The sequence below is a fragment of the Paenibacillus mesophilus genome (genome assembly GCF_005938385.1).
In the GTDB taxonomy this organism is placed as follows: domain Bacteria; phylum Bacillota; class Bacilli; order Paenibacillales; family NBRC-103111; genus Paenibacillus_AB; species Paenibacillus_AB mesophilus.
On record NZ_VCRA01000005.1, the window covers coordinates 202,333 to 217,603 of the forward strand.

Annotated in this window: 6 protein-coding genes and 1 pseudogene; 4 read left to right on the plus strand and 3 right to left on the minus strand. The window is 52.2% G+C overall.

Features of this window, described 5'->3' with window-relative positions:
• The first annotated feature begins 583 nt into the window (after window positions 1-583).
• Window positions 584-1,897 (plus strand): ABC transporter substrate-binding protein, encoded by a 1,314-nt coding sequence (locus tag FE783_RS10845; RefSeq protein ID WP_138879367.1) that lies wholly within the window; start codon window positions 584-586, stop codon window positions 1,895-1,897.
• Between the two features lie 79 nt (window positions 1,898-1,976).
• On the opposite strand, the gene FE783_RS10850 is transcribed toward FE783_RS10845, so the two are convergent.
• Window positions 1,977-7,838, minus strand: a complete 5,862-nt coding sequence (locus tag FE783_RS10850) for an OmpL47-type beta-barrel domain-containing protein (RefSeq protein ID WP_158301730.1) — start codon at window positions 7,836-7,838, stop codon at window positions 1,977-1,979.
• 579 nt (window positions 7,839-8,417) lie between these two features.
• On the opposite strand from FE783_RS10850, the pseudogene FE783_RS38955 reads away from it, so the two are divergent.
• A pseudogene (locus FE783_RS38955) lies at window positions 8,418-8,873 on the plus strand (LytS/YhcK type 5TM receptor domain-containing protein); the annotation flags it as partial.
• 12 nt (window positions 8,874-8,885) lie between these two features.
• Entirely contained in the window at window positions 8,886-9,683 is a 798-nt protein-coding gene (locus FE783_RS38280; protein WP_238402988.1) for a sensor histidine kinase, read from the plus strand.
• Window positions 9,684-9,750: 67 nt separating this feature from the next.
• On the opposite strand, the gene FE783_RS10860 is transcribed toward FE783_RS38280, so the two are convergent.
• A complete protein-coding gene (locus FE783_RS10860) occupies window positions 9,751-10,671 on the minus strand; it encodes a DUF6612 family protein (protein ID WP_138879370.1) in 921 nt (306 codons plus the stop codon).
• A gap of 559 nt (window positions 10,672-11,230) precedes the next feature.
• Between FE783_RS10860 and FE783_RS10865 the strand changes: the two genes are divergently transcribed.
• Window positions 11,231-14,437 carry a DEAD/DEAH box helicase gene (locus FE783_RS10865; RefSeq protein ID WP_138879371.1) on the plus strand — a complete coding sequence of 1,069 codons (3,207 nt, stop codon included), beginning with the start codon at window positions 11,231-11,233 and terminating at the stop codon, window positions 14,435-14,437.
• Window positions 14,438-14,502: 65 nt separating this feature from the next.
• Here the strand turns inward: FE783_RS10865 and FE783_RS10870 are convergent, their stop codons facing one another.
• The gene (locus FE783_RS10870) at window positions 14,503-15,201 is read right to left on the minus strand and encodes an NAD-dependent epimerase/dehydratase family protein (RefSeq protein ID WP_138879372.1); all 699 of its coding nucleotides are present in this window, start codon (window positions 15,199-15,201) and stop codon (window positions 14,503-14,505) included.
• Window positions 15,202-15,271 lie beyond the last annotated feature (70 nt).

Genomic DNA, 15,271 nt, shown 5'->3' on the forward strand with positions numbered 1-15,271 from the left:
TACGCAAGATAGCGGTGTATGCCGCTCTCCAAGCGCCGCTTCCGGACCGTCACCTCCCTTTGTCGGTTCGCATAAACAAAATTAATGCATCTCATGTACCAGACCTGTTACTTTGGGTGAAATCGCCATGAGCTCATCTCATTATATAGGAGCAACTGGAAAAGAAATCAACCGTTTCTGATTTACAGACATGTTATAGACTCAAATCATACCAGTATGCATCTTGTAATTAACTCCCAATAAAATATAATGGAATCAGCACAGATTTAGATACATGTACGAAACAGGCAACATCCACTCCTACCTTTTTGTCATGTATTACGATCTATCAAGGAGGTGATTTCCTCTATCGGCCGTAACTAGAGGAATTTTGTAAGCGTTCTTACAGCAGCACATACCTTTGAGTATGGCCGTATGTTTCTCCATCGAAGTTTTCCGCGCCCCGGATTTTTGGCACAAGGTTGTTTCAATTTGTTAATACAAAGGGGTCGACTTGCAGAAAGCAACGGAAATGTTCTCGGCATTACCGCTCCGCAATCCAGATTCGAATGGTCAGGAATAGAACTTATAGGAGGAATCCATAATGGCAAAAAAATCTTTTTACGGGACCATGATCGCCATGCTTGCACTCACTTCCGTCGTAGTCTCGGCCTGCTCGGGGAGCCAAAGCTCCGGAACGCAAACCAAGTCGCCTGAATCAGGGGAAGCGCAGCAAAAACCTCAGGAGCCGATCGAACTGCACTTGTACAGCCTGAGCGGCCAAAACATGGAATGGTTCGACAACACGTACGGCAAATATTTGTATCCGAAGTTTCCGCATATCAAATTCAAGGTCCACTTCCCATCGGAAGCGAGCATTACTGACTACATCGGCACGAAGGGCCCGCTCGATATCGCATTCGGAGCGTACACCAATTTCCATATTTCGCTTCTCAACCTGAACCTGCAGAACGACATCACCGATCTGATCTCCAAAAATAAATTCGATCTGAACCGATTCGAACCGACTACGATCGAGCTGCAGCGGCAGATGGCTAACGGTGGAATATACGGTCTGCCCGCCTTCGTCGGAACATCCGGCTTGTATTACAACAAAGATTTGTTCGATAAATTCGCCGTCCCTTATCCGAAGGAAGGCATCACTTGGGACGAATTGTACGATTTGGCGGTCAAGCTGACGCGCAAAGACGGAGACATCCAATACTACGGATTCGCCAACGACAACAACAGCTATTTGCAAGTCAACCAATATTCCTTGGACCTGGTCGATCCGAAAACGCATAAAGCGAGCTTCGAAACCGACCCATGGAAGAAGATCGTGCAAACGCTTACGAGATTCATGACGATTCCGGGACACGATGTTGCACAAGCAACCGTTGCCAACTTCAACACGAAAGGAACCGTAGCGATGGCCACGAACTATACGGGCTGCTGCGGATTCACCCCGGGCGATGGCGTCAAAAATTGGGGCGTCATTAAAATTCCCGATTTTCCGGATATTCGCGGCGTAGGCCCGCAATCGTTCCCGAACTACTGGTATATGAGCTCGATCAGCAAACACCGCGACGCTTCCTTTGAAGTCATGAAGTTTATCGTATCCGATGAATTCCAGGCTTCGCTGAACGCCAGGGGCCTTGCGACTTCTCTCGCGGATACGAAGATGTATGCCCAATACGGAAAAGACCTGCCTAAATATACCGGACAAAACGTGGCCGCCTTGTTCCCTAAGCATGCGAAAATGTCCAACATTACCGAGTATCAAGTCGTCGCTTCGGGGCAGCTGAATGCAGCGCTTACGAACATCGCCACGAAGGGCGTAGATATCAACACCGCCTTGCGTGAAGCCGCAGAAGCTACGAACAAGAAAATTGAAGAAGCGAAGGCTATGAAAAAGTAAGCGGATACAGCAAAACGTCAGCACAAAAAAGGAAGGAACCTTGCCCTTACGGGCTTGGTTCCTTCCTTTTTAATCGTGCTTAGCTTCCGGCATTCCAGAGCTGCTGTAATGCGATGGCGTCGGCTTGAAGCGCGGGCTTGACGGAAGCCGGGACGCCGCTATCCCCGTCAATGTCCTGCAGAAATTTATCCAGGAAATGCAGCGCCTGGCTCTTTCTCCCGCCGCTCCAATGATGCTCCGCCTGCCTCATCGAATTGGTCAGCTTGGCCTCAAGAGAATGCTGCAATTGTCCGGCTTGAACATAGCTCGCGATCAAGGAGAGCACGGAAGCCGGACTTGTCGTCACGGTGATCGTGTATGCCGACTCCGAACGGTTGCCCGCTTGATCCCGGACCGAGACTTGCAGCGTATGATCACCCGGCTGCCCGGCCCAGCCGATCACTGTCCCTTCCGTATAGACTGCGCCATCGACAAGGACAGTCCGCTGTGCTACTCCCGACATCCCGTCGCTCGCCTGCAGGGTAAACGCAACGGTGTGGCTGTCTTCTACAATCGTCCCGGGTACGACGGGCGCGCCGTTCATGAACAAGGTAAATGCCGGCGCTGTCCGATCGACGAACACATCGGCGGACTGAATCTGCTCGACATTTCCCGCTTTATCCGTAGAACGGAACTGCAGACGGAATTTGCCTTCGTCGAGGGCAATCGGTCCGGTGTAAGGAACAAAGCCGTGGCTTTGTTGACCGTAGGTGCTCGCAATTACGGTCAATGCATAGTCCGTCGATGCAACCCCGGAATGGACATCATACGTGCTTAACGTTACCGATACAGGTGCGATGCGCCATCCTCCCTCGCCGATTGCCCCGCTCACATGAGGCTGCGTGACGGGAGGCAGCCGGTCAATTTTGACCGTCAACGAATTCGCAGGTTCGACGTTGCCAGCCAAGTCCGTAGAACGGTACTGCAGCTCGTGGACCCCGCTGTCTCTCAACACGACCGGCGTCGTATAACCGGCCCAGCTGACGCCGCCATTGAGGCTGTAAACCGTTGAGCTGACGCTGTTTGCGTTTCCGTACACTTGCAGAGTAACGGTAGCCTCACCGGTATACCAGCCCTGGCGCTGTTCTCCCGCAACGCTTGCTGACGTTTGCAGCGGATACGCTTCCCGCGTCAACGGAATTCGGAATGCCGCCCCGACGGAAATATCGTATACATATCCTTTGCTGAAATCATTCGGATTGACAAAGGATCGGATTAAGGTGCTGTCTCCGATATCGAGCTTGTAGCGTCCTCCGCCGAGGTCCGTCGCCCCGATAATCCGGTATGCGGCATTGCGAACACCGTCATTGGCGACGTATAGGGTGCTTCCGGCCAGATCGGCCAGGTTTACACCTGCCGCATTTATGTTTACAACGATCTCGTTTTGCACGGAAGGAGTGTTAGTAAAGCTCACGACCGTTCCTTGCAAAGCGCCGGCCGCATTGGCAACCGTTTCGCCAAGCGGAGCGATATACGATCCGTCGTGCACGTAACGGTATACGGGCTGGCCGTCTTTTTCCGAATAAACGCCCATAAACCCTTTGAATTGCAGCTTGTCGTCGACCGTATACAGCGTATCTGTGTTCAAGGCGTTGACGATATAATCGACCCTTCCGTTTGTAAGAGTCACCTTCACTGCTTTCACCTCGTTGCCGCTTGCCACAGTACCGCCGGCTTTAACGGGGACAGGTACGATAGAGGCGATCGTACGGTTATCCTTGTACGGCTCGATCACAGATGTGAACAGGCTGTCCAGGTTCGTGCCGTTGCGATGGGCGACGAAGTAACGCAGCGTCTTCGGGTTGCCCGGCTTATTCTGCGGCGGAACGCCGTCGGCCAGCGCCACATCGTCCACGTCGCCGAGCATCGTCAACCGGAGATGAATATCGGCAGGTGTCGGCAGCACCTTCCATGTGTCGACCGCCTTCCAGTCGATGCTGAATTGTCCGGCCGGATTCGTATCCCTCGATACGTTCTTCAGGTAATGGAAACCGCTTCCTTTATATCCGGCTCCGGCAACGTCATCAACACGCTCGCCGTATTCCACATCGGGTCCCGCATATGTGCCCGTAGGCTGTTGGACCAGATTGAGCCCCTCCGCCGTAGCGACTCCTTCCGCCCCATGGAAACTGAAGTAATGGTCGCTGCCGCCCTTAACCCGGAAGAAATCGACGGCGTACGAGTTCGCATCGTCGATCTTGATCATGGCGGTCGTCCGCTTGTACAGCTCCGTCTGAGGGTACACTTTCGGCGCTTCCACATCGATCAGCTTCACCTTGCCGCTGTCGTCGAAATGCTTCGGTTCGGCCACCCATTGGTTGGCCTGCATTTTCTTATCCACCACGACGGTATTGTGGCTGATCGTGTTGACGACCCATTGCGCGCGATGCATGTCTATACTGTCGGCGAATTCCGGGTACCCGAGGTCCGGAGACAGGTCGAGACCGAATGCATGCACGCCCAAGTTAAGCGTATCCTTATGTCCGTGGCCGGTATTCCGGCCGTAGTACATCCAGAAGTCGCGCAATGTATTGCCTTGCGGACCGGCATTGTCACGCGCCTGTCGAGCCTGCTCATCAAGCAGGTTCAAGCTGCGCACGCCCATTTTGTAATTGGTCGAGGCCGGCTGCTTGCCGATTCCCTCGAAGCTGATCTGGTGCGGACCCGCGGTAAGCGTCATACGGCCGATCGGCTCGAACAAATTCGTATTGGAACCGTAGAAGTCCATCTCCTTGATCGGCTGCCCGTCGACGGTTATCCGATAAATGCCATAGGACGGTGCGCGGAACGGGAGCAGATCGAGCTCGTAGTCGTCCGTCTTCGGTACTTGGAAGCTGTAAGTAACGACGGCTCCAGGTGCCGACGCCTCGAGCTGCATCGTTCCCGATGCCTCGAACAGCTTGACCTCCGTATTCTTGTAAGCGATTTCCATAGACGGGAACCCGTAAGACAATCCGAAGCTGAGCACTTCGTTCTTGCCGTCGCGGAGAGCCGTAAATCCGTACCCCGTCAAATTGTCGCTATCCATGTTCAGCGTACCATGTTCGGCAATGGCGCTGCGAATCCGCTCCGCAATTTCGTTCGGATTGGCCGAAAATATATCCAAATGGATGCCGTCCGCACGATTGCCGTTCAAGAAGTAGGCCAACTGCGCATAAATCGGATCGCCGAATTTGTTGAACGCCTTCACCATATCCGCCAGCTTTAGCACCGATATGCCCGGGTTGCCGGTCGATCCCGTATCGCCGATGTTCGCCGTATACTTCTCGCTTAAGATAAGCGGATAGAAGGCGGAAAACATTTTACGGAACTTGACGTTCTCATACAGGTCGGCCCCCGGGTACAGATCGTATCCTTCCAAAATGTCGGCCGTCAGCTGGTCCGTGGACAACCACAGCGAGTTGTACCCCGGAGAAGCCTCATTGCCGTGCCCGTCGCGGTCGACCGTCCCGATCAGCGTATTCAAAATGTTTCCTCCGGTTACGCCCGGCGGATTCGACGTGTTGCCTCCCGTCTGGAACGTGAAATCGAGCCATTGCTTCGTCTCGGGCAGCGTGTCGTATACGACGGCGGCCATCGCCAGCGCGCTCTGATGCATTCCGTCGTTTCCGCGAATTTGCGCCGCCTTCACGGCCGGAAATACTTGCCGGATAATGCCGTCCTCTATATTGCGGCGAATGCCGCCAGCCGTGCTCTTGCTGTTCGTCAGGCGATACTGCCTGGACTTGCCGTCCAAAAATTGCGTAAGCTGCGAGTCGTCCATCGCCGGGTAAAACGCGTCGTATGCAGAGATGAACTCCTTCACCAGCGAGGTTTCCCAGATCGAACCCACAGCCTTTCCCAAGCCGGTGCCGCCGTGCGAATTGAGATAGATCGTCTTGTCGTGCAGCATCGTGTCCATATCCGGGTAAACGTCGGCGATCCGATCGAGCAGCGCTGTCCCGGCTCTCGCGTATTTGACGTCTCCGGTATACAAGTACGCGTCGCGAAGCGACGATAGAGCATCCTGAATCATACCTGATCCATACCAGACAAACCAATGCGTATAATACGCGACAAACGTATACCGCTCGCCTTTCTCGTTAACCCAGCCGAAGCCGTCGTCTACGCCCCAGGTTGGTCCTTTCTCCGGATAAAGCGTGTTGACGAGCAGACTGCGATCGGCCAAATTCGGTTGAAAGATGCCATGCTCGTCGAGCCCGCTGCGGTAATAGGCTCCGAAATCGTTAGTCGGGAACTTGTAGCCGCTGCTCGGATCGACGATTTTCCAAGGCTCGTTCAACGGGTCCGCCTTGTACGGGTAGTTGCCGAACTTATCGATTTCCCTTCCGGTAATCGGACTGCCGAGCGTCTGGTTCACGCCGTAGCTTCTCGGCAAGTTGGGACCCGGGACGAGATCCCATAGAAATGGCAGCCCTTTGGCCACATACTTGTCGGCTCTCGCAACCGCACTGTTGCGAATGTCTGTCGCCCATTTGTACTGAAGCGCGTTTTGTCTCGCGGCGGCGACTTTGGCAGGCGTGTAATAAGTGGTCCGCGTTTTCCGGTTCGTTACGGTATCGGCTCGCCGGAACACGGCATCGTCGAAATAAGCCGTACCGGGTTGTCCTGATTTCATCGCGAGCTTCAGTCGCGCCGTTGCCGCTCCGACAGGAGCTATGCCGCCTGCCTGCAACGGCTTCCACTCGTTGTAAGCGTTGTCTTCCGACGTTACGCTGCCGACCGGCACGCCGTTCGCATCCCGAAATTCCAAAATCAAGGAGGAAACGGCTTGCTGCATGTACGTATAAGAATAAACGGTAGCATCATAGCGTTCCCCCGGTGTAACGTTAACCGGTTGGCTGAGCAGGCCGGGAGAAGCGCCGTTGCCCGTATAGGCGATCTTCACGCTTTTCGCGCCGTCCCGGGCCAAATCGCCGGATTGTTCGATCGCTCCGTCCGTCTCGGTCCAGTTCACCGGCTTGTTCTGTACGGCGAGCTCGAAGCTCCCGTTGTTCAAGTTCGACACCGGATCGGGAGGAGCGGCACCGAACGTCGCATCGTCGAAATAAGCGGTGCCGACGTTTGCGCTATGTAAATAAAACCTCACCGTTACATATGCGGTATTGTTGGGCGCTACGCCCCTGATGCGCAATTGGCTCCATTGATTGAGCGTAGAGTTCATTGCGGTAAGGATCGACGTGTAGCTGTTATTCGCGTCCCAAAATTCGAGGTACAGCTCCGAAACGCCTTGCAAATTGTAAGACCATACGGATGCGTCATATTTCTGCCCGGGCGTAACCGCTATTTGATTGCTTCGAACCGTCACTCCAGCCGTACTCGTCGGGTCGTTAACCTTGACGCTGTATGAACCGGAACGCTTCTGTTCCGTGCTCGATAGGGCGGTCGCAGGCATGCTCCAATATTTCGGACGCCCGTTGTCGAGCAGCTCCAAATCCCCGTTCAACAGCGAAGGCTGGGGACCGGTCAACACTTGCTCGAATGAAGCATCGTCGAAGTAAGCGGTTCCGATATTGGCGACATGCAAATACAGCCGCAAGCTTGCGTAAACCGTGCCTGCCGGTGCGACTCCGCTCACCGTGATTTGTCCCCACTGATTTAAAGTCGAATTGGTGCCCGTAAAAATCTGCGTGTAATTGTTGTTTCCATCCCAGAACTCGAGATACAACTGAGAAACACCTTGGACGTTGTATGAATATACGGAGGCCTTATACGTTTGACCGGCTGTGACGGGCATCTTCACGCTGCGCAGCGCCGTCGACGAAGTCGCACTCGAATCGACAAGCTTGACGCTTGAGCTTCCTCCCCGCACTTGCTCTGCAGTCGATGTGACCGTTCCGCTTATGTATGTCCAGTCTTTCGGTCTTCCCGATGCAATCTCTTCGAAGCCTCCGTTCAGCAATACGGCACCTTCTCCTCTGGCAGTACTTGGCGGGTAAAAAGTCACCACGCCGGAGCAGAGCAATATCGCCATGTACAGAGCAACATATCGTAACATTCGTTTGGAAGCAAACCGCTTCATTTTCCACCAGCCCTTTATCCAGTCTGATGGTTTCTACTCCGCTCCGGATATTCTCTTTCTTTCATGCGCGTCTTGCTGCACATCGGTTGGCTCGGTCTAGTATCAATCCCCTCCTTTACGAGGTAGTTTCGTGGTCAAATCTGGATGCGGGCATGTCCATTCCCCGCCGGATGATGTTACATGAGCAGTCGGTACAAGAGGCTTTGAGGTGAGTATCGGGGTATGACTACTCCTATTTTGGCAGAATACCCCGATATTGGAAAGGGGTTTTGTCTCATTTTGGCAAATTTTTATTACCGGTACATAACAGGTTATGTACTTTCCACGATGAAACAGATCTCAAGTCCGGAAATTCCGATCTATTTACTTCTTTACTATGCGGTCATTCTTGCTATAATAAACTTTGGGAATAGCAACTCTCTACTGAAGCAGCTCCGACATTGTATTTGGGGGAGAAGAATGATCGGGTACCTTAAAGATTTTTTGCTCAACGTTTTTCTTATCCTATTTCCGATCGTGTTTTACCCTCATTTGCTCAAAATAGAAAACAAAAAGGTCGTCTTCAACTTCTTGATCCTCCTCTTGTTTTCGATTACTTTGGTATGTACGATGTCTTTCCCGGTTAAAGTCAACGGCATGATCTTTGATTTTCGAGTTATTCCTGTTGTCATCGGCTCCTTATTGGGCGGAATTTCTGTCTCGATCCTATTATTTACAGAAATGGTCGCATTCCGCTTTCTGCAGGGAGTCCCCAATACGCTCCCGTATTTGTTATCGATCGCTCCCACCGCTCTTCTCATCATTTCGTTCCTAAAATATTACAAACCCGAGACATTATTTCAGAAAGTCGCTTCCGCTATCGCACTATGCTTTGCAACAAGAATGTTCGTTCTTGTGTTTTATTTTCTATTGACGGATGATATTACGTTGCTCTTTGCAAACGATTTCTTCTCCTCTTTGTTTCTGATTGTATTCCAAAGCATTTTTTGCGGCCTGTACATTTGGTTCACCGAATATTTCAAAACGAATTACTACATTCAACAAAAAATGAACAATAGCGAAAAAATCAAAATCATCAGCGACATCGCCGCCTCCGTTGCGCATGAAATCCGGAATCCTCTGACCTCGGTCAGAGGGTTTATTCAACTGCTGGGAAGCGGCGATCTGAACCAGGAGAAGAAAATCTATTATCAGAAAATATGTCTGGAAGAGCTGGACCGGGCCCAGAAAATCATCTCCGACTATCTCTCCCTCGCCAAGCCGGACCCGGAAAATAATGAAGTGATCGAGCTGGAGCAAGAAATCCATTATGCCTGCAACATTTTGAATTCGTATGCGAACTATCAGAACATCGAGATTATATCGACGATCAAAGATCGAAACGTGCTGATTTACGGAGACAAGTACAAGCTGCGGCAGGCGATCATCAATATCGGCAAAAACGCCATTGAAGCGATGTCGGAGGATGGCGTTCTGGAATTCGAGGTGCACAAGCATAAGAAGTCCGCTCTGGTGATCATCCGCGACAACGGCATAGGCATGAGCGTGGAGCAGATCAACCGGCTCGGTACGCCTTATTATTCGACCAAAGATAAAGGCACCGGACTAGGTACGATGGTTTCATTCAGCATTATCCGGAAAATGCAGGGCTCGATCGACGTCCAAAGCGAGAAATGGAAAGGGACTACGTTTACAATAACGCTTCCGCTGCACGATGACCGTTAGGACCGGGTATTGTGGCGGGGAAAAGAAAAGAGCCTGGACATCGGTGTCCAGGCTCTATAATCTTTATTTACATTGCACCTACCGGCTTCGCATCCAGCGCTTCCTTCGGCACGACAATTTCTTTCACGCCGTTATAGTTCGAATAAGTGCCGTCGATATTTTGCACGAGGCGCATCTTTTGGCCTTGATTATCCATTTCCAGATCCATATTCACTTTCATGCCTTTCGGGTAGTACGTCTTCTTGTCGACTGTAAACGTATATTCCATATTTTTGATGTTCATGGCGGACATGCTTTGCGTAAGCATCTCGCCCATCGCCGGATCCTTGCCCATGCTGCTCTTGATCTCGTTCTTGATAAATTCATTGAATTTCTCGCCGTTCGCCGACAGCTTAACGTTGTAATCGCCGCCGCTCTCGGTGATGGAGAAATCGTTCGCAAACTGTTTCAGCTTCGCGAACTGCTTCGACGGATCGAGCTGTTCGTCGGATATCATGCTCATCATCTGATCCATCTGGGCTTTCGGCAGCTTCATCCATTGGCCGGTAGTCGATTCCTTCATGAAGAAGCCGTCCTTCGTCATATACATGTCCATTTTCATTTCCTGACCCGACATGCTCATCGACATCGCTTGCTTGAACGACATTTGCGGCTTCATGATCACATCCATGTCGATTTTGGACTGAATGTCCATCTTCGTTGCGCCCTGTTCTACATTTTGCTTTGTGTTCATCGTCATCGTGAAGCTGTCCAGCTTCGCGGCAGCCTCCATCGTTTTCGCGAACACGTCGGCACCGGCCAGCGGCTTCGCGGACTCGGCGGGCTTCGATGCACCGCTATCCGCTTTCCCGGCCGGTTCCGCCGCATTCGTTGCCGCAGCCGGTTTAGAGCCCGGATCTTCCGGCTTCTGGCCGCATCCCGCAAGCAGGAGCATGCCGGCAAGCAGGGCAGCCGCAGCTGTTCGTGCCAGTTTCGTACGTTTTATCATATTTCTCTCTCCTCCTATCCGCAATGGATTTTACCATATCCTTACAAGCGAACAAAAGGAACTTTAGGCCTATATCAAGAATGATCTTAGTCCGATTCCATTTGGCTATGCATACTCCCCGCAAAAATTTTAATCCCGCCGCCGTTCATGCCCGATGATCCCCTCCCGATTTGTTCCAATACAAGCCCATTATAACCTTCTTCTCTCCTCCTTTTTAACGAAATATTGAGAATTGTTTGTCATTTACAAGGATGTTAGAGACTGTCGATTAACTTCTTAGCGAAGTGAAGCGCGCCGTTCCAAGTGAAAAGATACCTTCTTTTACTCAGACAGCTTGTTTTAAACTCCTTGATTATACTGATTTAGCGGTTGGAGGTTTAAATCCAAAACTCGCCAGAAGGTATCTTTTTCACTTTCCACTCCCTATAGATCGAGTTAATCGACAGACTCTGTTAGTCCGTTGAATCGTTCAAAACTTTTCTTTCCCCCCGAATCTGTTATCATAATAAAATACATGATCGGTGCTAGAACGAATTTCTTTCAAAGGATGGAGTAAGCGATGAGCAACCGGTTGACTCAGCGGGTTATCAAGCTGCTGTGCGGTGAAACCGTATATAACGAAGGAGCGGCCTGCTATGAGTCCGGTAAAGTGGCGGTCACTCATTACGATCAGGATGCTCTATTCTATGAAGCTGTCGTAAGGGATAATGGCAGCCATAAAGTATTTGTCGAAATGGATCGAAACGGGGATGTGGCAGAAGCGGATTGTACTTGTCCCGTCTATCGCGAGACCGCTTCGTATTGCAAACATATCGCCGCTTTGATGATCCATACCGAATTTGCGCACGAAGATCTGCATCTGGCGAACAGCATCATGGGTTTATTCAGCGATAAACCGCAACGTCCCAGCGGAACGAGATCCATGTTCGATACAAGAGCGCCTCTTCAAGCGGAGTTTATTTGCAGAGTATATCCATACGGCAATTGGAAATATATGTTCGGCATCGAAATGAAGGTCGGGTCGAAAAAGACATACGTCGTTCCGCACCTCCGACTATTTCTGGAAAGGATCGAACGGGGACAAGCCTTCGCATTTTCCAAGCATTTCACTTATGTTCCCGAGCTTCATCGGTTTCGAGAACAGGACGATGCGGTTATTCGGCAGCTCATCCAAGTGGTTCGCAATGAGAACTTGTACCGCGAAGCTTCGAGCGGTTATTCCGCCTTGGCGAACCGGATGAGCGGCGATCGGATGATCGGGATTCCCCCATTCTCATGGGAATCGTTGCTCCCCGCGCTTGCCTCTGCTCCGTCCGTACAGCTGGAGTACAGCGAAGGCCTATTCGACGGGATCCGGATAGCCGACGAGCCGCTTCCGCTCCACTTCGAGTTTGACCAGGCCGAGACTGACGGCTACCGGTTGGATGTGCGGGGGTTGGACAACATCATGGTCCTGGAGTCGTACGAAATTGTTGTATCCGAAGGAAAGCTGCTGAAAGTTCCGGCCGACCGATGCAACCGTCTGCAGGAGCTGAAGCAAATGCTGGAGCGTTCCGGCCGAAATCGGATCCACATTCCGCAGGAGCAGATGGAGCCTTTTATGGAAAAGGTCGTACCCGGCCTCATGAAACTAGGCACCGTCCGCATCGCCCAGTCGGTGTCCGACCGGATCGTTCATATTCCGCTTAAGGCCAAGCTGTATTTGGACCGGGTAAAAGATCGGCTGCTGGCCGCTCTCGAATTTCAATACGGCGATATCGTCTTGAACCCGTTGGAAGGAAACGGCCGGAGGGGCGGATCCGAGCGCATCATTATGCGGGATGGCGACAAGGAGCGGCGAATATTGGAGCTTATGGAGCGGAGTTCGTTTGCCAAGACGGAAAGCGGCTATTTCATGGAGGACGAAGACGACGAGTACGAGTTTCTGTACCATATCGTTCCCGAATTGGAGAAGCTGCTGCAGGTGTACGCCACCTCGGCCGTAAAAGCGAGAATTTACGTCAAGCACTCCCCTCCGAACATTACGGTCGATGTCGATGAGCGAACGGACTGGCTTGAAATCCGCTTCGATATAGAAGGAATTCCGGAGTCGGAAATCCGCAAAGTGCTGCAAACGCTCGAGGAGAAACGCAACTATTACCGGCTGCCTAACGGCGCCTTATTGCCGCTCGAAAGCGCGGAATTTCAAGAAATCGTACGCGTCATGAACGAGCTGGGCATCCGTACTATGGAGGTCAAAGGAACGGAATTTTACTTACCCGTGGTCCGCGGAGTTCGCATGCTGGATACGGAGAGGCAGTGGCACGCCGTCAAGCTCGGCAAATCGTTCCGCCGGCTCTTGGAGCACATGCGCAACCCGGATCATCTGGATTTCCCAGTACCCGACAGTCTCGTTCCCGTGCTGCGGGATTACCAGAAATACGGGTTCCAATGGATGAAGACGATGGCTCTCTACCGGTTCGGCGGCATTCTGGCGGACGATATGGGTCTTGGCAAGACGGTGCAAAGCATCGCATTCATCGTCTCCGTACTCCCCGAAATCAGAGAGTCGGGTATGCCGGCCGTCATCGTCGCCCCGGCTTCCCTCGTCTATAACTGGCGGAACGAGCTGGACAAATTCGCGCCGGAGCTGCGGGTCGTTATCGCGGACGGCGACAAAACGGAACGAAGCGCAGCAATAAATCATATCTCGCAGACGGACGTTCTTATCACCTCCTACCCACTATTGCGCAGAGACATCGATCTGTATGCGAAACATTCGTTCCATACGCTCTTTCTGGACGAGGCTCAAATGTTCAAAAACTACACCACCCAGACGGCGCAGGTCGTAAAGCGGCTGAATGCCCGTCAACGATTCGCATTGACCGGAACCCCGGTTGAAAATACGCTGGGAGAGCTGTGGTCGATCTTCGATGCGGTATTCCCCGGACTGTTCCCGGACCGGAAAGCATTCAACGAGATGCCTCGGGATGTCGTGGCCAAACGGGTGCGGCCGTTTCTGCTGCGCCGGGTAAAAACCGATGTATTGAAGGAGCTGCCGGAAAAAATCGAAACGACGCAAGCGTCGGGGCTGCTTCCGGAACAGAAGAAGCTGTACGCGGCTTATTTGGCCAAGCTTCGAAAGGAAGCATTAAAGCATCTGGACGAGGATACTTTTCACAAAAACCGCATTAAAATATTGGCGGGCTTGACCCGCCTTCGCCAGCTGTGCTGCCATCCCGCCCTGTTCGTCGAAGGCTATGCCGGAAGCTCGGCCAAATTCGAGCAGCTGCTGGAGCTTGTGGAGGAATGCAGAAATGCGGGCCGGCGCGTGCTCGTATTCTCGCAATTTACCGGGATGCTCGGGTTGATCTCGCGCGAGCTTGGCCGGCAGGAGGTTCCGTACTTTTATTTGGACGGCCAAACGCCCGCTTCCGAACGGGTAGAGCTGTGCAACCGATTTAACGAAGGTGAGCGCGACTTGTTCCTCATCTCCCTGAAAGCCGGCGGTACCGGATTGAACCTGACCGGAGCGGACACGGTTATTTTGTACGATCTGTGGTGGAATCCCGCCGTAGAGCAGCAGGCGATGGATCGCGCGCATCGCATCGGCCAGAAGAACGTCGTGCAGGTCATCCGCCTTATTACCGAAGGCACAGTGGAGGACAAAATGTATGAGCTGCAGCAGAGGAAAAAGAATTTGATCGAAGAAGTGATCCAGCCGGGCGGGGAATCGTTATCGTCCTTGACCGAGCAGGAGCTCCGGGACATTTTGATGATCGGATGAAAGAAAGCCTTGGCCTGTTGTCAGGTCAAGGCTTGTATCGTTTCATCGGCGCGGAGGGCAGCCGCTTATTTTCTCGCCAAGGCGTTAATATCCCTTACCTCTAGCACCGATTTATCATACCCTTTGTTCACCGTGTTGATCATCGCGATTCCGACATCCCGCAGCGTGGAGACATAGTTTGGAAATACGGCTCTCCATAACGGATACAGCCAGGCCAAAGCATAATAATACTTATGCGTGTTATGCAATCCTTTCGTCGGATGCACATAGCCGATTCGGAACATGTAAGCTTTGCGGAAAGGGAGCTGCAGGAGCCGGTTTTCCGTCTTCCCTTTCACCCGTGCCCACATTCTTTTGCCTTGTTCCGTGCTATCGGTTCCGGAACCGGATACATAGCAGAACACGATGCCCGGATTCAATCTGAGGAACGTCTCCGCCGCATGTAGAGTCAGCTCGTATGTCAGGCGATGATACTCATTTTCCTGCAAACCGACCGAAGACACCCCCAAGCAAAAGAAGACCGCATTGTACCCCGTCAGCTCGTTTGCGATCGAGGCCAGATCGAAGAAATCGCGTACTAGGAGCTCCTTCAATTTCGGATGAGTGATGCCGCACGGTTTCCGGTTGATGACGAGAACCGCCTCGACGCCCGGATGGTTCAAACATTCGTGAACGACCCCTTCGCCTACCATTCCGGTAGCGCCCGTTACGATCGCTCTGACCGCTCGCGGAGACCCTTTCCCCGCTTTGTTGGAATCGGACATATCCACTCCTCCTTGCCGTCTTATCGGCATCCTGTAGAGTATTATTCGGGGATAATCATGTTATACCATT